The sequence below is a fragment of the Candidatus Liberibacter sp. genome (assembly GCF_014048425.1).
GTDB lineage: Bacteria > Pseudomonadota > Alphaproteobacteria > Rhizobiales > Rhizobiaceae > Liberibacter.
Genome location: NZ_JACETX010000023.1, coordinates 1 through 17,406, shown reverse-complemented (window position 1 = coordinate 17,406; position 17,406 = coordinate 1). Strand labels below are relative to the sequence as shown.

Below are 17,406 nucleotides of genomic sequence, written 5' to 3'. Positions count from 1 at the left end.
GATTGCAATCTCATACCTCTCGAGAGTCGATTTATAAATACAGATGCCACATGAGCCCGTTCCTCAAAACGAGACGTCTCTTTTTCAACAATAGAAGAGAGAATCACAAAATCTTCTTTATTTTTTATTGGATGATTGACTTCACGGCTATTCCAAATTTCATCAATCAACTTTCTTTGCGCCAGTATAGCTTGTTCGACAATTTCCGTACGGCGTGTCCCCCAAGAAAACTTATAGACATCCGGACGCAAACTCCCTTCACGAGGAAGTTCAGAGGGCAAATCACCTATCAAGAAAGGATCTTCCTTTAAGCGTTTAAAAATCTGCTTAACCGTAAGCCCCTCAGGAAAAGAAATAAGATGAAAAAAATTTTTTCCCATCTCCATTTTTTCAACAATTTTTGACATAGAAGAATATGCTTGTATCTCATATTCTCCCGCTTTAAGCGTTTTATTTCCCAAATAAAATTGAGTAACATAGCGAAATATGTTTGGATCATCTATAATTTTATTATAAAATAATTCTCTTGATATCTCCTGTAACGACATGCCACTTCGTACAAAAAAAATGACGCTATTCTGAAGAGGACCCTTCCTATTATAAATGACCATCACATAACAAAAAATCCCCGACACCGATGCCAGAAAAACAGAAAAGATCATAAAAAAAATCACAAATCTAAAGCGAATAGCCTGCAAGAGAAAAATCCTAGGAGTCTTTAAATTCTATCCACCATATGTCTTGTAAAAATTACAGTCATTTCCCACCTTCTCTAGATATTGCTTTTTTTTACCTAGAAAATACCAAAGATCTGAATTCACAGCATGATCGCAGAAAATATACAAAAACACAAAAGTAGCAATTATCAGAAAACTATCAATCAGTCTCGAAATCTTTTAAATACCAAACAAGCATTGGTTCCACCAAAACCAAAAGAATTGGACATCACAACATCAATATTCCTCTCTTTTGCCCTGTTCGGAACAAGATCAATAAGAGTTTCCCTCTCCGGATTATCAAGATTGAGAGTCGGAGGAGCTATATTGTCCCGAAGAGCAAGTATAGAAAAAATTGCCTCAATAGCACCTGATGCTCCAAGCAAATGTCCCGTAGAAGACTTGGTTGAAGACATGGAAACCTGAGGTTTTTCTTCTCCCATAAAACTTTCTACAGCACCAAGCTCTATAATATCAGCAACCGTAGATGTTCCGTGGCAGTTTATATAATCCACGTCACGAGGCAGCAAATTCGCCCGAGAAATGGCGGCACGCATGCAACGCAAAGCTCCATTTCCATCTTTAGGAGGAAGAGTAATATGGAACGCATCACCCGAAAGCCCATAACCGACTAATTCAGAATAAATTTTAGCACCGCGCGCCTTAGCGTGCTCAAGCTCCTCTAAAACAACAGCTCCTGCCCCTTCAGCTATAACAAAACCATCCCGATCACGGTCAAACGGACGAGATGCCCTGAGAGGCTCGTCATTATATCGAGTTGATAAAGCCTTACATGCAGAAAAACCGGATATTCCCATACGACAAACAGGCGCTTCGGATCCTCCCGCAATCATAACATCTGCATCACCATAAGCAATAAGACGCGAAGCATCCCCAATTGCATGAGCCCCACTAGAACAGGCTGTCGAAACAGAATGAGTAGGCCCCCGAAACTTATGGCGGATAGCAATATGCCCAGATACCATACCAATAATACTACCGGGAACAGTAAAAGGAGATATTTTTCGGGAACCGTTATCCCTCAGAGAGTATCCCCTCTCAACTATTGTATTAAGACCGCCTATACCTGAACCAAACATAACACCAGAAGAGATTTGTTCCTCATCTGCGCCTGGAATCCAGCCAGAATCGGCGACAGCCATATCCGAGGCTACGATACCGTATAAAATAAATTCATCAATCTTTCGTCGTTCTTTAAGGGACAACCAATCATCGGGATTAAATGTACCACAAGAGCCGTCGCCGATAGGAATAATCCCGGCAATCTTAGAAGCCAAATCCTCTATACATATATCCTTTTCCAAACGACTAATTCCAGATTCACCTGAAACAAGACGAGACCAACTGCTCTCAACCCCACATCCAAGTGGAGTAAGCATCCCAAGACCTGTTACAACCACACGCCTCATACATCACATCCCTTTTCAAAATACCGCCAAAACCATCAAGTGGAAAAAAGAAAAGCACTATGCGGACTTAGGTATTAATTTCACAACATCGCCAATTGTCACAATACCACTAGCAACATCATCTGAAATCTCAATCTCAAATGCCTCTTCAAAAGCTAGAACAAGCTCAACAGTATCAAGAGAATCTGCACCCAAATTCTCTATAAAACGGGAATTCTCATTTATCTCTTTTGCTATTTCTGGTTCAATATGGAGGTGTTCAACAACTATTTTCTTTACACGCTCTATATGGCTCATTTCTTCTTTAACGTTCATTTCTTCTTTCCTGACTACTTGTTTTATTAATTCAAGACACAAACAACCCTACTGGGAACCAATCATCATCTCTACTCAATACTAAATCCCAATGTCAACCGAAACAATGCTTTTGTGCAAGAAATCACCTATTGTATACACATACAATATATCACAACTATTTCAAACAAGAGTGATAAAACTTAACAAAAAGTTCAAAAATCCATATTCCTTCTATCGTCTTAACAGAAACCTATACTCTAAATCATCGCCATACCACCATTCACATGAATGGTTTGACCAGTTATATAAGCGGCCTCCAACGAAACCAAATAAAGAACAGCAAAAGCAATCTCATCTACATTTCCAATGCGTTGCACCGGAATACGAGAAAGGATTTCTTTTCTTTGATCTTCAGATAATGAAGAAGTCATATTACTCTCCACAAAACCAGGAGACACACAATTAACCGTCACCTTGCGCCTTGCAGCTTCCTGTGCAAGAGCCTTAGAGAATCCCAAAAGCGCAGCTTTTGTCGAACAGTAGTTAACTTGTCCTGCATTCCCTGTAGACCCCACAATAGATGTTATATTAACAATACGACCAAAACGATTTTTAAACATTGAAGAGATTAGACGACGCGTTAAAAGAAATACAGATGTCAAATTAACACAAAGCAACTCATCCCAGTCTTCATCCCGCGCACGAATCAAGAGTCCATCTTTTACTATCCCTGCATTATTCACAAGAATATCGACCCCACCCATCTCTGATTCCACTCTCTCAGCAAGATCCTTGACAGATGAACGATCAGAAAAATTCGCGGGAAAAAGCTTAAATCGCCCCTTCTCAAACTCACAAGAAATCTTCTCTAATTTATCTTGGGAAGTACCATGCAATCCAACAATAGCTCCTCTTTCGTGTAAAATCCTAGCAATTGCAAGTCCAATACCTCCACTTGCACCTGTAATTAAAGCTTTCTTTCCAGTCAAATCAAACATCTTCTCAATATCCTAACCAATAATGGCTCTCAAAGCCATATCTATATCCTCAATCGTACTAACAGACATAGCCGATATAGACTTATCGATACGCCTAGCAAGACCCGTCAAAACCTTTCCAGATCCAATCTCATAAATATCCAACACATCGTTGGCAACAAACCACTTTATCGTTTCATTCCAACGAACCTTTTCTGTAACTTGCTCAACCAATAATCTAGATATCTCGTCAATGTCAGATACCGGAATCGCACGAACATTTGGAAGCAATGGGACGATAGGATTCCTTCTTGTCGCTTCGCTCAGCATTTCCTTCATTACCTCAGCAGCAGGAGCCATTAATGACGAATGGAAGGGAGCCGAAACAGGCAAAACAATAGCACGCCTTGCCCCTTTTTCTAAACAAGATTGAACTGCTCGTTCAACCACATGTTTTAAACCAGAAATAACCACCTGGCCACCGCCATTATCATTAGCAATTTGACATACACCATCAACCGAAGCCTCTTTGCAAATAACGTCAACAACAGAAGCATCAAGACCAATAATAGCGACCATTATTCCGGATCCATGAAGCACAGATCCCTGCATCGACTTTCCACGCGAACGCAATAACCTGGCGGCATCAGATAACGAAAACGCTTTCGCTGCACAAAGGGCTGTATACTCCCCTAAAGAATGTCCTGCAACATAGCTCACATCCCTTTTAATACACAAGCCGCCTCTTTCCATCACACGAATGAACGCCATAGAAACAGCCATCAGTGCTGGTTGAGCATTATAGGTAGAAGTCAATTCCTCATGCGGACCATTCCATATCACATCCGAAAGATTCTGATTAAGGGTATTATCAACCTCTTCAAAAACAAGACGAGCTTCAGGAAACGCCTCATAAAGATCACGTCCCATTCCTACTATCTGACTTCCCTGTCCGGGAAAAGTTAACGCTATAGCCATTGCGATATAATCTACCTTTTGAATACCTTTTCATGCATTCTATATTTCCTGCGAAAATTCAAGACCTACGAAAAGAAAGCTCGACATCCAATCTCTTTCAAAAATCTCCCCAAACTTTATCTAAGTTTGGCAAAAAGCCCATTTCGACACAAAAAGTCAGTTATATACGAAACAAACTAAATATAATTCAACAAAAAAGAGCTCATGCACGGTAGCATAAATATTAACAAAAACACAACCTTCTAGACAACCTTCAATATTTCTAGCTCTCAATTATCTTCCTGTATATTGCATTCATTAAAAGATATTGATTCATATTTTTATGATTTTTATTGGCTTTTATTATAGCTATGAAGAGCATAATGTCTTCTCTATACGTCGATCAATATCCAAAAAGCGGGATAATGGCATTATGGAGAATATTAACACTGGATCCGCCACAAAGTTTCGCGGAGAATTGCTAGTCAATTGCCCATGTTTGACATTGCCTGCGTTTTATCACAGTTTTTTAGCCTATGGGGGGTCATATTGGGTTTTTTCTACGTATTTATGAATAAATTGGTTTTTCCTCATATCGGTGCGACCATAGAAACTCGAAAAAACACAGATAAAAACGATAGTTGTTGGTATAAGTAAATCTTTTTTCCTCATGCAAAAAATTTTAGGTGGAATAAAAATAATTGTTTTTTTTGTCGCTTGCATCATTATTCTGAATAGCGTTATCAATATCATGATTATAATAGTAATGTTTTATGAGGTGCATCAGTGTTATATTCTTTAAAATTATTTTTATTAGCAATATTATGCTGTACTCTCTTTTCAACACCAACATTTGCAGTCCCAAAAAAGAAAGTTATGACAAGTTTTTCCATCATTGCAGATATAACAAAAAATATCGCAGGGGATTTAATAACAATAGAAACCTTGGTCAAAGCTGGATCTGATATTCACAGCTATCAAATAACTTCATCGGATATCGTCAAATTACAAGATTCAGACCTTATTTTGTATAATGGCTTAAGTCTTGAAGCACATTTAATGAAATATTTCAAAAATCTCAGAAAAAGAATTGCGGTCGTAGCAGTAACCGATGGAATTAAACCAATCAATATCTCAGATAATAAGAATCCTAATCCACACGCCTGGATGTCTCCTAATAATGCGATGATATATATTGAGAATATTCGTAAAGCTCTAGAAACATTGGATCCTCAACATGCAGATGAATATACTCAAAACGCAAAAGCTTATTCTGAGAAAATTAGGAATATGATATCGCCCTTACGATCAGAGTTTTTGAAACTTGATCCAAGTAAACGCTGGCTCGTAACCAGTGAAGGATGTTTTCCGTATGTGGCAAACGATTTTGGACTAAAAACGCTATATCTTTGGGAAATAAATTCTGATTCCGATAGAACCCCTTCCCAAATCCGTCACGTAATTGATCAGGTTCGCAAGCATAAAATTAAATTTATTTTCTCGGAAAGCACCAATTCTGACCAACCTGCAAAACAGTTGGCCGCCGAAACAGGCGCTTTATATGGAGGCATATTATACGTCGATAGCTTAAGCGAATTAGACGGACCCATACCAACCTATATGGATTTGCTCAGAGTAACATTCACAACCATCATAAGGCATATTTCCTCATGAAAATAGACAACCGTGACAAACAGCAAGGTCTCAATGTCCAAAATATTTCAGTAACATATAGCAATGGCCATCGCGCATTGAAAAACGTAAGCTTTTTTATACCAAAGAATACAATAACGGCCTTGATCGGGCTAAACGGAGCAGGAAAATCAACCCTATTCAAAGCTATTATGGGATTTGTTTCATTGGGAACAGGATCCATTTCCATTTTTGGGCAAACCGCAGAAGATGCGCTCAAAGAGGGAGCCGTCGCTTATATACCGCAAGCGGATTCTATAGATTGGAATTTTCCTATTCTTGTAGAAGATGTTGTTATGATGGGTCGCTATAAACATATGAATTGCTTGCGTATACCATCGACCAAAGATTATAACATAGTAACAGAATCCCTAGAACGCGTTGGATTGATTTCTGTACATAAAAGACAAATCGGCGAACTCTCTATCGGACAAAGAAAACGCGTATTCCTTGCTCGTGCACTAGCCCAACAGGGAAAAATAATGCTCTTGGATGAGCCTTTTGCTGCTGTTGACTTTAAAATTGAAAAAGAAATCACTGCCCTTTTAAAGGAGTTGCGCGACGAAAGTAGGCTCATACTGGTTTCAACACATAATATTCAATCTATTCCTGTTTTTTGCGATCAAACCATTTTTCTGAGGAGCAATATAATTGCTGCTGGCTTGACACAAGATGTCTTCAATACAAAAAATATTCAATCTACTTTCAATGATATACCTCATATTTCATTACACGAAGACACCAACGATCCGTTGCTCAATAAAAAAGAAATTTAGCCCTATGGGAATTCATATGATTATCAATACACTTTTAGAACCTTTCTCGTATAGTTATATGAACACTGCCATATGGATCGGTACGTTAGTAGGATGTATTGGCGGCTCTTTATCAGCATATCTCATTTTAAAAGGCTGGTCTTCTATTGGTAGCGGGATTTCACATGCTATTTTCCCTGGAATAGTTTTCTGCTATCAGCTGGCAATGCCATTCTCTATAGGTGCCATCATCTCAGGAATCCTAGCAATTGGCATCATGTTAATCCTCAAAGAAACAACAAAAATACGAGAAGATGCAGCTATTGCTGTTGTTTTTGTAACTTTTTTCTCTTTCGCCATGTTTATACTATCACTATCACCATCTTCTATCCACATAGAAAATATTTTCTTAGGCAATATCCTATCTATATCAAAATTTGACTGTCTTCAGGTTATAATAATGAGCTCCTGTGTTCTCGTTGTTCTATGTCTGAAATGGAAGGATTTTGTCTTTCTGTTTTTTGATGAAAACTATGCCTATTCACTGGGATTAAATATAAAATTTTTGAAGATATTATTTTTCACTTTACTCACAATATCAATAGTTTCTGGTTTTCAAACAGTTGGTATACTGCTCGTGATAGCAACGATAATAATGCCTGGAGCAACTGCCTATTTGTTTACAAAGTCTTTTGGAGAATACATCATACTCAGCTCCATTCTTGGCGCTACAAGTAGCTTTTTAGGTGCATATCTTAGTTATTTTCTAGATTGCAGTCCAGGAGGATCTATCGTAATGATACAAACTTTTTTATTCCTGCTATCTCTAGCCTCTCGCGGTAACAAATGCAGGGAATTTTAGATCAGCATAATATAGAAATATCTTCATATTATAAAAGGATTTTGTATGAAAAGCTTTATTGACTATGCTCTCTTTCCCATGACAATTCCCACGATTCAAAATATTTTTTCAATTGCCATAATAGTCGTTATACCCATGGCGATTCTATCCTGTTTTATTGTCTTAAGGAATCAATCTTTTGTAGGAGAGGCAATTTCACACTCAGTCCTTCCTGGTATAGTAATTGCTTATATGACGGGAATTCCGATTATGATTGGAGCTTTTATTGCAGGTATGACCTGTACATTGTCTGCAGGATATCTCAAAAAGAGAAGCCCCTTCAGGGAGGATATTATTCTAAGTATAGTCTTCTCTGGAATGTTTGCTCTCGGAGTTATTTTAGCATTAAAAGTTAAAAGCGAAATTCATTTTAACCATGTACTCTTAGGGGATATGCTTGGAGTTTCTAGATCAAATATTATCATATCTGGAATAGTCTCTCTTTTTTCTGTTGCTTTTTTGCTTTTTAAAAAGAACGACCTCCTTTTACAAACATTTGATCCAAAGTATGCCCATTCCATACAGATATCCGTCAAATTCTTGCATTATGGTTTTTTAACTGTATTAGCTCTTGTTATTGTAGTTTCCTTACAATCAATTGGTATAGTTCTCCCTTCCGCTGTTTTGGTGCTCCCTGGAGCGACTGCTCTTCTCATATCTAAAAACCATACAACAATGATAGTGATTGCGGTCGCAATGTCTATTATTTGTAGCATCATCGGAATATATCTGAGTTTTTTTATAAATAGTTCCCCTGCACCCACAATTGTTCTTTTAATGGCAGCTTGCTTTTCAATGATCTATTTTTATTCAATCAAAAAAGGAAAAAACCCTTAAAAACAATCACGGATCTTTTTTAAAAGATTTTTTTAGGATTTCTTTTGATTTTATAGATTTTTTTACGTAAAATCGTCTAATATTTTTTATAGAATACTTTACAAAAATCCCTGCCCTCATATTGACGCAGAACATAAGCCTCTCTACTTATGGGCTTTTGTTTTTGACATTATAAAAAAGATTCATTCTTTCTTTTAAAGCAAAAAGTTAATAATGCATCATATCGCACCCATATATATTAGAAACATATGTAACTATGTAAAATCAAGAAACTTTCATAACAAAACATATCATGCACTCGTTTCCTATAGAAGAATTATCACATTCAAATCCATAGCCTCTAAGACAAAGAATCCTCTGAGAAAAATCAGGGTTATGATCGAATATACCTCGCTATCTCAACCTTTATCCTTGAGAAAAGGATAGCTAATATCAGGGTTTTATTCTGATAATTCTTTTTATAATAACTGTTTAACCTATACCAACTGACCTATCTATATTGAATACTATTGCCATACTTAGGCGCAATACTGCGACACTGCATTTTTCTAAACAAATCCTGAAAGAAAGAATATTTTTTGTTAATAATTTTAGGAATACTCAAAAAGAATCTAAAATGACGCAGAAAGAAACATAAACGCACTTAGTTTTCTTACTCATGGATCAGTGATCTTAAAACCAGAAAATCAATCATCAAATTATCTGTTGAAGTTTTTAACCCTTTTATTACTTATCTTTAAATTAAGCATGCACCATAAGTTATATCTTGGTTTAGATAAAACAGCTTATCATCACGGTATTGCTTGCCTTAAAAATATGATTTTTACCTGAATCCTTCCTCAACGAAGATAAAAACCAGTTGTCTCACCTTCTTGCAATGAATCTGTGAAAAGAAGATTGCTATCTAAAAAAATTACTAAAAATATGCAAAAATTGCTCATAAAAACCAGAGCAACGATGAAAATAACAAAAAAATTGTTTTTTATTACACCTAAAAGTTTTTCATGAGAAGGAAAGACTATTCATATCAATCACAATCGTTTATCCGTATTTCTTTCCTGACGAGTTTTATAACCATATTAATACGATAATAAAACCAATCTATGCCATGCATAACCACGTGGAAAACAAAAAATTCGATTTCAAACTAAAATAAAAACTATGGATCTCAAACATTAAACCGCCCATCTCTTCTGTGTGGTAAAAGAAATTGTAAGCCACCTATTCTGTTCAAAGCCACCAATAGCATCACCTATTTCTTGTCTTATTTCATCCAGAGATGCAACGCTTTTGATGGGATAGTGCAATGGAACAATCAAGTGTATTTCTATAAAACGAGAGCGACCTATCTTGGTGACATATGTGTAAAAATCAAGAAATCCATGACGTATAACAATCGGATAAATAGCTTTTTTCACTTGCATATCAAAATCTGGCGGGGTCATCTGAAATATTTCAAACATTGCTCGCTTCATAACCCGAACCGAAGACGAAAAGACAAATAAACTAATTACTATCAAAATCAGTGGATCTATATAAAGAGACAGCCAGCTATATGCACTATTCTCCAGAAAAAAGCCACAAAAAAACGCGATGACAAGAGTATAGAGAATAATTCCCGCAACAATCCAAGCTCTGGCATCTAATACCAAAAAGTCTGATTGTATCGTGCGATTACACTTTTTTTCATAAAAACCCATAATCAGACAAATAGATCCTGCTATAGCAGAGTAAAGAATAGCCTGATTAAAAGAAACATCACTTCCACCCGATACGAGAGAGCTGATGGAATGAGCAAAGGCGTAAAATGTCCCAAACAACATAAGAATAGAATTAAGAGCTAAAACCATTGGCTCCAGGTGCCAAAAACCAAATTGAAAGTATCTTCGACCCTCATTAGGATTGCTTTCTAAAGCATCCTGCGATATAAGCTTTGCTACAAGTAAGGATAATGCGGTTATACCCGCATCAAAAAACGCGTAAAAACCATCAAAAACAATAGAAAAAGAACCTGAAAAAAATCCAAATATCAGGTTGGTTGAAGCTATAAGAATAGTAATACTAATAGATAACTTTAATAACCATTGTTCTGATTTTGATCTTGCTTTGTAATCATGCATCTAGTAATCGTACACTAGGTTTTGACGAAAATCCACAGAAAATGATATCTTGTGAGGTGAAAATCTATTAGTGGTTCATTAAAATAAAACTCAAACTTTGTTTGACACCATATCGGCGTTGATCGTTGATTCTTATTGTTAGATGGTGTTTAAACTGGAGGAAATCTCATGAATTTCAAGTTACCAGATCTTCCGTATAATTACGATGCTCTATCTCCTTATATGTCAAGAGAAACTCTTGAGTATCATCATGATATACATCATAAAAATTATGTCGAAAACGGCATGAAACTTGCATCTGATGCCGGAATGTTAGATTTATCCCTTGAGGAGATCATAATAAAATCACACGGATCCAATGCAGGTCTGTTTAATAACGTTTCTCAGCACTATAACCATGTTCTTTTTTGGAACTGCATGAAAAAGAACAGTTGTGTAGAAAAAATACCTGAGGCTCTGAAAATCGCCATTAATAGTAGCTTCGGAAGTTGCGAAAAATTTAAATCAGATTTTATCGCTGCCGCTTCTACGCAATTCGGATCTGGATGGGCATGGTTATCTGTTAAAAATGGTAAGCTAGAGATATCAAAAACTCAAAACGGTGAAAATCCTCTCTTAAACGGGGCAACTCCAATCCTTGGTGTAGATATTTGGGAGCATGCTTACTACATTGATTATCGTAATAAGCGTCTACAGTACCTAGAAGCTTTTTTTTCTTGTCTCATTAATTGGGATTATGTCCTAGAGCGTTACGAATCGTCCATATCGTCCTAGGGAGGACTGGTCTTTATAGAAATGATTATTTTTGCCAAAGAAGATCTTTGGCTCTCTCTTCTTTTCATAATACGATGTAGTGATATTCAATCCCTTTCATTAAAGACAACGGATTAAAAAGAAGCATTAGGAGATAAAATACACATAAACTTATGTGAAAATTCGAGAAGGTATTCCTATGCTTCTCCAGCTATAGGTTCGATATTTAAGCATATGGAGCAGTTTCATGTGTTTATTGAAGAGGATTTTTATAAGAAATAAAAAAGATCTTGAATAAAGATTTTTGGTAGGGTTGAATTATTCAATAAATGTAAGCTGAAGGTTATGGTTTTAAAAATCCTTATTCTCTCTTCAGGAGATCCCTATCGGTGAAGCAACGGTAAGTGTATGAAGTGTATTTCTATGCGATTTTGCCCCGAAAAAAATGAGAAAAGATCCTTTTTGCGCCTTTCGCTGAGCTGATAAGGCAGGATATTGGAAATACAAGTTGCATTCCTATTTGACATAGTTTGCACTCATACGATACAGGAAACTGTCCTGTTTCAATAAAACATAAAATGATTCTAAGTCCCTGGACATTTCAATATAAAATTCCCATCCAAGGATGGTTATTTAAAAAAAATGTATGCAACCTCATCAAGATCACCCGATATCCTATCCTGACGATTTTTTATAGCTGCACCAATACGAGGCAAAACCAGCCTATGCATAACGGCGTAGAAAAAACCAAATGTGATCACAAGCCAAAAAAATTGCGATACAAATGTAGTAGTATCAAAAGGAGGAAATTTACTAGCAATACCATGGACTGCATCGGATCCGGTGTTAACATTATCCATAACGCTACTCTACTATCCCCGATTTTTTGGATACATATCGACTTCTGAAGCAGACATCACATCCCTCACAGCCATAGTTCACAGTTCATAAACATCTCATATAAAAGATTTAATGCCGCTTTTATCTTAAGCCAGAAAAATAAGTAGCATAACAACAAGAAGCAAAAATATACCTACAGATTCTGTAATCGCGGCGAAAATCAAAACGTTCGTTTTCTGTGCTCCAGCTGCAGACGGATTGCGCAAAGCACCTAATAAATAGGTCCTAAAAACACTTCCAAGAGCAAGAGCAACCAACCCCAAACCTATGGAAGCAGATCCTATAGCAACATAACATACTTCGATGCCTGGGCATAATAATTAATCGCTGTTAATACTGTCTCTTGTTCCATTATAAACTCCTCATAATCAAGTTATTATTAAATAAGTACATCATGACCTCCCCATCGAAGTCATCTCCCTTTATAAATACTGATCAATGTATGAAAGACCTAGAAAAAATATCCAATGATAAAAACAATTTCCGTATATATCCCCCCATCCTCAGAGAATTTTATTCTCACAAGACAGAATTAAACTATCCAATGGGCAAAAATTGAAAAATTTTCAATCATACATAAGTCTTAAATATTTTTTCACAATAAAACCAAAATAGGGAACACCATACTCGTCTTTGATAAGGATAAATTATCGAAATGACTTTAAACTCAAAATTATACTATAATTATTTTCTGTCTTGATGCCCCAATCCTCGAAAAAATTCCACATTATACCTTAGATGAATAATTCCCAATCAAAAAGTTTAGCCCTTTTCTATAAATTTTCTATGATTTTTGTCCACAGATATAAATTCTGTCCCTGATACTAAGAAAAATTTCAAAGATTCTTAAAAAACAAACAATCAACAATAAAGTTCCTACTACAAAAAGCCTATCATCTTTCAATTACATAAAACACGGTAGCAATAAGTGATATTATCCCCCTAACGGACATGATCTAAGAGCCTTTTGCATTCTAAAAGGTCACAAACAGCCTCCTGCAACAAATTGCGATCATCATCAAGGAGAGCAGGACGATGCCCAACAGATATTGTGGGGATTTTATCTTTATCTTTTTTAAAAGACAAGAAACGATGATGATCTGGAACTCTAGGATATCCCAAAACCCGATCTTCAACGCAGATATCTGGTGATTCTATCAAACAGGAAACGTCTGAAACACAGCTAGATTTAAGATCGTTTTTCCCCTGACCTACTGCGATAATAAAATCCTTACCTCTATCTTTTAGGATTTTTTGAACATCTTTAATTGCATAACCTTTGCCATAAAGGAGATCGCGTATCCCCCTCAAAAAGTCAACATCCTCTAAACGGTAAAAACGCTGGCCAGATCCACCTCTAACTGATCTTAATTGTGCAAATTTCGTTTCCCAAAAGCGTAAAACATGATGGGGTATGCCAAGATCACTTGCTACTTCACAAATAGTAAGACAAGAATCAAACTCACTACGCACAGTAGGAATCCCCCCAGCAAACATAGCATCATAATCTTCAAACGAATAAATTCATTATTCAGACCAATTCTAGAATCCGATGTTCAACAAAAAATCAATACCTACTCAAATCATTTGTAGACTAAATCACCAGAAGAAAATCCTCCTTAGTTATGAGCAGAATCTCATTCTTCCAATGCATTTTGACGACAAGATTTTAAAATCCTCCGTTTTAGAACTGAGGAAGCCCGAAACGTTATAACCCGACGAGGCGAAATTATTGCCGGCTGACCTGTCTTTGGATTGCGACCCAAACGTAGCTTTTTCTGAGACACCTGAAAAGTAGCAAAAGAAGAAATTTTTACCACTTCCTCACGCACAATGGCATCGCAAATCTCGCCCACCATAACTGCAACAAGATCAACAGAATCTCCTCTAGAAAGACCTGATTTTTCCATTACAGATTTTATTAAATCTGATCGGGTTACAGTTTTTCCCATACATACCCCCCCCGCCTATTAGTTACTAATCTATGTTAAAATGAATAGAAAATATCATCATGAACCGCATATTACCAACGCATCAGGACAGCCCCTGAGGTGAAACCACCTCCCACAGCCTCTAATAAAATACAATCTCCCTTCTTGATACATCCTCTTTCCGCTGCAATCGTCAAGGCAAGAGGAATAGAAGCAGCAGAAGTATTCCCATGCACATCTGCTGTAAAAATAACCTTTTCAAGAGGAATTTTCATCTTTTTCGCTATACTATATATGATACGCTGATTGGCTTGATGCGGAACAAACCAGTCAATATCCGCAATTGTCAAGCCAGAAGAATCAAAAACTTTTTCTATCACTTCTTTTGCCATATCAACCGCGTATTTAAAAACCGCTTTTCCTTCCATACGCAAATGCCCTACATTAGTAGAAGTAGATGGACCTCCATCTACATATAGTTTGCCAATATGCTCACCATCGGAACGCAAATGTGCAGACAGTATTCCAACATCAGACGAAGAATCAGTCACCTGCATGGATTCAAAAATAAAAGCCCCAGCACCATCACCAAACAGAACACAAGTAGAACGATCGGACCAGTCAACTATTCTCGAAAAAGTATCGGCTCCTATAACCATAGCACGTTGCACCATCCCTGAACGTATATAAGCATCTGCCGTTTTCATCGCATAAAGAAATCCAGAACAAACAGCTTGGATATCAAATGCAAAACCTCTCTGCATTCCCAAACGATGTTGAATATCAACAGCAGTTGCAGGAAAAGTATGATCCGGCGTAGATGTTGCCACGATCAATAACTCAATGTCAGCTGCTTTTATTTTTGCTCGAGACAAAGCCTCTTGAGCTGCAGCCACCCCAAGAGAAGCTGTCGTCTCATCTTTTCCAGCAATATATCGCTGAAGAACACCAACTCGTCGCTTAATCCAGTCATCAGAAGTATCAACTATTGATTCCAACTCAGAATTAGCATATATCCTTTTTGGAAGAGAAAGACCAAAACCTCTCACCACAGAACGTATCATCCATACTTCTTTCTATCCTCTGAAATAGCTTCCTTCCCACTTATATCTGACAAGCTATAATGAGATCGTTGTATATCTGTCTTAACAGTATCTATAAAATTACTTTGAGACATCCTTTTTGCAATATGCAATGCGTTAAATATAGACTTAGAATCACCGCTACCATGCCCCTTAACAACAAGCCCATCCACTCCAAGAAGAACCCCTCCGTTAAAATTTCGCGGGTCCATCTTATCTTTTACTTCTTTTAGAGCGTTCTTGGCAAAAAAACAACCAATTCGAGATAATAGTGTGCGACTTAAAGATTCTTTTAAAATATCCGCAATACGACGCGCAGCTCCCTCTGCAGCTTTAATTGCAATATTACCAGAAAAACCTTCGGCAACGACTACATCAACAAAACCATTAGAAATATCACTCGCCTCAATAAAACCCTTATATTCAAAATTGCCAAAATCATGTTCACGCAACAGACGACTTGCTTCACGAAGGACTTCATGTCCTTTTGTTTCCTCAGAACCTAAATTGAGCAATCCCACAGAAGGACGTTTTTCGTTCCATACAGCCCGCACAAATGCACCTCCCAAAATTGAAAGCTGTATCATATGTGACACATCAGCCCCCATGCTGGCACCGACGTCTAACACAATACACTGCCCTCGAACGGTAGGCCAAAATGCTATAAGCGATGGACGGTCAATACCGCTTATTTTACTCAAACAAAACCTTGCCATAGGAATCAAAACAGCGGTATTACCTGCCGTCAAAACAGCTGAAGCCTGTTTTTTTTTCACAGCTTCTATAGCACACCACATACTGGATACGTTACGACCACGCCGCAATGCCTCCCTTGGCTTCTCATCCATTGCAATTGAAACATCACAATGATGGAAAGTGCTCTTGTGCTTTAGTTGCTTGTGAAAATCCAATAATGGTAAACAAACTTTCTCATCACCATACAGCAAAAAGCGAGTATCAGGATTAGTTTCAAGAAAGCGAGAAGCCCCTGGAATAAGAGCGTGCGCACCAAAATCACCGCCCATAAGATCTACCGAAATTATACAACCATCGCTCACGCCAATACATCCCCTTGTTCATCTATTCGCTAAATAGGAAAGATACCGACAAATTTGTCATTCCGCTCATAATGCTAGTCTTTTTATCATTCTTCAAGAGCCTTGAAAGGAAAAACTTTTTTATCCTCAAGCACATCTTCACACCAACCAGAAAATGCGACTCCCTTTTTTTTAGGATATGGATTAATTGCAACTGCCGCCAACTCAGAAACCGCCAAGCCGATATCAATCACCCCATCTCCTGAAAACGTCAAAATATCAGGCCCCTGTGCCTCAATCAAAGCTTTATTTGGAGAATCATTAATATGACGCAAATCTTGAACAAAGAGACATCCTAAAGATTCTTCTATTTCAGATATCACAGGCTCCAATGTTATGACGCAAACTTGTGTAAGTTTTGCATATACTTTACCCGTAAGACGGATACCAATCTTTTTCCAGAGATAAAGCTTAACATCCGCGTATAAACTCTCTACGGAAGAAACATCCCACTGTTTTGCCAATTTTTTACAATCAAGAACATCAGCTTCTATCTTCACATTAGCTGGAGAAGATTGAATTAACTGAAATTCAAAAAGATATGAAAAATTCTCATTTTTTTCTGAACCTTTGCTCACTTATCATTTTCCTATTGGAGAGAGAAATTTTTCAACTGATATTGTAAATCGCCCAAAAACACTTTCTCTTAAAGATCATCCTCTAAAAAACCCATAGAGCTCATGTATTATAACATAATTATTGAACAAAAAATCTGCACATTATGTCTCTACAAAAATTCTATGCATATGTCAAAAACCCATTTTGTTATCGATAAGATCCCCTGTTCAGGAGCATATTAAAGATGAATTGGACGCTAGAGAATGGTCATATGTGACAAGCAAGCAGATCTTTACCAGCACACGCCGTAAAGCCCCGTCCTTCAGGGCGGGGATATAAGGCGAAAATCCCTTGTCTCTTTAAAAATCAGTCTGGTGTTTTTTGTTTTTCGATATATTTTCGG

General features: G+C 37.2%; 17 protein-coding genes. 5 read left to right on the top strand and 12 right to left on the bottom strand.

Annotated elements, in window-relative coordinates; all coding sequences use genetic code 11:
* From H0G72_RS03625 to fabD, 5 genes are all read right to left on the bottom strand, one after another.
* Positions 1-662: endolytic transglycosylase MltG (locus H0G72_RS03625; RefSeq protein ID WP_182017427.1), on the bottom strand; the 662-nt coding region annotated here is incomplete at its 3' end.
* A gap of 218 nt (positions 663-880) precedes the next feature.
* On the bottom strand, positions 881-2,146 hold the full coding sequence (gene fabF, locus H0G72_RS03620) for a beta-ketoacyl-ACP synthase II (RefSeq protein ID WP_182017421.1): 1,266 nt from the start codon (positions 2,144-2,146) through the stop codon (positions 881-883).
* A gap of 57 nt (positions 2,147-2,203) precedes the next feature.
* On the bottom strand, positions 2,204-2,443 hold the full coding sequence (locus tag H0G72_RS03615) for an acyl carrier protein (RefSeq protein WP_182017426.1): 240 nt from the start codon (positions 2,441-2,443) through the stop codon (positions 2,204-2,206).
* 257 nt (positions 2,444-2,700) lie between these two features.
* Positions 2,701-3,441 carry a 3-oxoacyl-ACP reductase FabG gene (gene fabG, locus H0G72_RS03610; RefSeq protein ID WP_182017420.1) on the bottom strand — a complete coding sequence of 247 codons (741 nt, stop codon included), beginning with the start codon at positions 3,439-3,441 and terminating at the stop codon, positions 2,701-2,703.
* 12 nt (positions 3,442-3,453) lie between these two features.
* The gene (gene fabD, locus H0G72_RS03605) at positions 3,454-4,398 is read right to left on the bottom strand and encodes an ACP S-malonyltransferase (RefSeq protein WP_182017419.1); all 945 of its coding nucleotides are present in this window, start codon (positions 4,396-4,398) and stop codon (positions 3,454-3,456) included.
* An 855-nt stretch (positions 4,399-5,253) separates the two neighbouring features.
* Between fabD and H0G72_RS03600 the strand changes: the two genes are divergently transcribed.
* From H0G72_RS03600 to H0G72_RS03585, 4 genes are read left to right on the top strand one after another with little or no spacing between them, the layout of a single operon-like run.
* A complete protein-coding gene (locus tag H0G72_RS03600) occupies positions 5,254-6,051 on the top strand; it encodes a metal ABC transporter solute-binding protein, Zn/Mn family (RefSeq protein ID WP_182017418.1) in 798 nt (265 codons plus the stop codon).
* Entirely contained in the window at positions 6,048-6,845 is a 798-nt protein-coding gene (locus H0G72_RS03595; RefSeq protein ID WP_182017417.1) for an ATP-binding cassette domain-containing protein, read from the top strand. The genes H0G72_RS03600 and H0G72_RS03595 overlap by 4 nt, the downstream gene beginning before the upstream one ends.
* 16 nt (positions 6,846-6,861) lie before the next feature.
* Positions 6,862-7,686 (top strand): metal ABC transporter permease, encoded by an 825-nt coding sequence (locus tag H0G72_RS03590; protein WP_259345123.1) that lies wholly within the window; start codon positions 6,862-6,864, stop codon positions 7,684-7,686.
* A 45-nt stretch (positions 7,687-7,731) separates the two neighbouring features.
* Positions 7,732-8,562, top strand: a complete 831-nt coding sequence (locus H0G72_RS03585) for a metal ABC transporter permease (protein WP_182017416.1) — start codon at positions 7,732-7,734, stop codon at positions 8,560-8,562.
* A 1,175-nt stretch (positions 8,563-9,737) separates the two neighbouring features.
* Here H0G72_RS03585 and H0G72_RS03580 read toward each other — a convergent pair.
* Positions 9,738-10,682, bottom strand: a complete 945-nt coding sequence (locus tag H0G72_RS03580) for a cation diffusion facilitator family transporter (RefSeq protein ID WP_182017415.1) — start codon at positions 10,680-10,682, stop codon at positions 9,738-9,740.
* 168 nt (positions 10,683-10,850) lie between these two features.
* Between H0G72_RS03580 and H0G72_RS03575 the strand changes: the two genes are divergently transcribed.
* Complete coding sequence (locus H0G72_RS03575; protein WP_182017414.1) at positions 10,851-11,456, top strand: superoxide dismutase; 606 nt, start codon at positions 10,851-10,853, stop codon at positions 11,454-11,456.
* A gap of 608 nt (positions 11,457-12,064) precedes the next feature.
* On the opposite strand, the gene H0G72_RS03570 is transcribed toward H0G72_RS03575, so the two are convergent.
* From H0G72_RS03570 to H0G72_RS03545, 6 genes are all read right to left on the bottom strand, one after another.
* Positions 12,065-12,295: an ATP synthase subunit B family protein gene (locus H0G72_RS03570; protein ID WP_182017413.1), complete on the bottom strand. Its 231-nt coding sequence runs from the start codon at positions 12,293-12,295 to the stop codon at positions 12,065-12,067.
* A 982-nt stretch (positions 12,296-13,277) separates the two neighbouring features.
* Positions 13,278-13,832, bottom strand: a complete 555-nt coding sequence (locus H0G72_RS03565) for a MerR family transcriptional regulator (RefSeq protein WP_182017412.1) — start codon at positions 13,830-13,832, stop codon at positions 13,278-13,280.
* Positions 13,833-13,972: 140 nt separating this feature from the next.
* Positions 13,973-14,287, bottom strand: coding sequence for an integration host factor subunit alpha (locus tag H0G72_RS03560; protein ID WP_182017411.1), 315 nt, complete (start codon positions 14,285-14,287; stop codon positions 13,973-13,975).
* A 71-nt stretch (positions 14,288-14,358) separates the two neighbouring features.
* Positions 14,359-15,330 (bottom strand): beta-ketoacyl-ACP synthase III, encoded by a 972-nt coding sequence (locus tag H0G72_RS03555; RefSeq protein WP_182017410.1) that lies wholly within the window; start codon positions 15,328-15,330, stop codon positions 14,359-14,361.
* The gene (plsX, locus tag H0G72_RS03550; RefSeq protein ID WP_182017409.1) at positions 15,327-16,406 is read right to left on the bottom strand and encodes a phosphate acyltransferase PlsX; all 1,080 of its coding nucleotides are present in this window, start codon (positions 16,404-16,406) and stop codon (positions 15,327-15,329) included. Before plsX ends, H0G72_RS03555 begins: the two co-directional genes overlap by 4 nt.
* Before the next feature lie 86 nt (positions 16,407-16,492).
* Positions 16,493-17,023, bottom strand: a complete 531-nt coding sequence (locus H0G72_RS03545) for a DUF177 domain-containing protein (protein ID WP_310649486.1) — start codon at positions 17,021-17,023, stop codon at positions 16,493-16,495.
* Positions 17,024-17,406: the final 383 nt, after the last annotated feature.

Excerpts from the sequence above, each read along its gene's own strand:
- fabF (WP_182017421.1), bottom strand. The coding sequence starts at position 2,146 with ATGAGGCGTGTGGTTGTAACAGGTCTTGGGATGCTTACTCCACTTGGA.
- H0G72_RS03615 (WP_182017426.1), bottom strand. The coding sequence starts at position 2,443 with ATGAGCCATATAGAGCGTGTAAAGAAAATAGTTGTTGAACACCTCCAT.
- fabG (WP_182017420.1), bottom strand. The coding sequence starts at position 3,441 with ATGTTTGATTTGACTGGAAAGAAAGCTTTAATTACAGGTGCAAGTGGA.
- fabD (WP_182017419.1), bottom strand. The coding sequence starts at position 4,398 with ATGGCTATAGCGTTAACTTTTCCCGGACAGGGAAGTCAGATAGTAGGA.
- H0G72_RS03600 (WP_182017418.1), top strand. The coding sequence starts at position 5,254 with ATGACAAGTTTTTCCATCATTGCAGATATAACAAAAAATATCGCAGGG.
- H0G72_RS03595 (WP_182017417.1), top strand. The coding sequence starts at position 6,048 with ATGAAAATAGACAACCGTGACAAACAGCAAGGTCTCAATGTCCAAAAT.
- H0G72_RS03590 (WP_259345123.1), top strand. The coding sequence starts at position 6,862 with ATGATTATCAATACACTTTTAGAACCTTTCTCGTATAGTTATATGAAC.
- H0G72_RS03585 (WP_182017416.1), top strand. The coding sequence starts at position 7,732 with ATGAAAAGCTTTATTGACTATGCTCTCTTTCCCATGACAATTCCCACG.
- H0G72_RS03580 (WP_182017415.1), bottom strand. The coding sequence starts at position 10,682 with ATGCATGATTACAAAGCAAGATCAAAATCAGAACAATGGTTATTAAAG.
- H0G72_RS03575 (WP_182017414.1), top strand. The coding sequence starts at position 10,851 with ATGAATTTCAAGTTACCAGATCTTCCGTATAATTACGATGCTCTATCT.
- H0G72_RS03570 (WP_182017413.1), bottom strand. The coding sequence starts at position 12,295 with ATGGATAATGTTAACACCGGATCCGATGCAGTCCATGGTATTGCTAGT.
- H0G72_RS03565 (WP_182017412.1), bottom strand. The coding sequence starts at position 13,832 with ATGTTTGCTGGGGGGATTCCTACTGTGCGTAGTGAGTTTGATTCTTGT.
- H0G72_RS03560 (WP_182017411.1), bottom strand. The coding sequence starts at position 14,287 with ATGGGAAAAACTGTAACCCGATCAGATTTAATAAAATCTGTAATGGAA.
- H0G72_RS03555 (WP_182017410.1), bottom strand. The coding sequence starts at position 15,330 with ATGATACGTTCTGTGGTGAGAGGTTTTGGTCTTTCTCTTCCAAAAAGG.